This window comes from Ewingella americana (assembly GCF_006438725.1).
In the GTDB taxonomy this organism is placed as follows: domain Bacteria; phylum Pseudomonadota; class Gammaproteobacteria; order Enterobacterales; family Enterobacteriaceae; genus Ewingella; species Ewingella americana_A.
Genome location: NZ_RCZD01000032.1, coordinates 1 through 691, shown reverse-complemented (window position 1 = coordinate 691; position 691 = coordinate 1). Strand labels below are relative to the sequence as shown.

1 pseudogene is annotated in these 691 nt (G+C 59.6%); it reads left to right on the top strand.

Features of this window, described 5'->3' with window-relative positions:
- Window positions 1-691: pseudogene (locus EAH77_RS25215) on the top strand (hypothetical protein); the annotation flags it as partial.

Below are 691 nucleotides of genomic sequence, written 5' to 3'. Positions count from 1 at the left end.
ATACGCACACCGAAGCTCAAATCACTGGTCTGACAGCGAAACTCAACACGAAGGCCGATGTAGACGGCAACGGTTTCCTAGTCCAGTCCCAGATCCCGGCCGTTGCAATCCGAGAGTTCCTTGGGTCAGTCGCAACACAGGCCGCGATGCTCGCGCTTGTGGGGCAGAAGGGCGACTGGTGCTCAAGGTCTGATCGAGGTTCTGATTTTCAGATCATCGGCAACGATCCGACACAGCTCGCGAGTTGGCGCGAGAACACCTATCCCGCGTCACCAGTTTCGTCGGTCAACGGACGCCAGGGTGCTGTCACTACGCAGGCTGTCGACATCACCGACTCCACGACAGTCGGCCGAGATGTTCTCAAGGCCGCCGATGCAGCAGCTGGGCGGACCGCAATCGGCGCGGCCTCGTCAACGGATGCTCGCCTTTCCGATACTCGTACACCGACAGTGGGGACTGTGCCGTACGACATCACGTTTGTGGCGCAATCCGGAAACCGGGCAACCGGGCTCGGGGATGTTCCCGCGGGAATCAAGCTGCGGCGCGCAGTCACGTTCTCCGAAGTGCTGTTCCATTGTGATACTGCAGATGCTTCAGGGAACCTCGTGGTTGAGGTACGTAAGAATGGTTCGGCGGTGTCGGGTACTTCGACCACGATTGCTGCGGCAAATCAGGTTGCGGGTGGCACGTC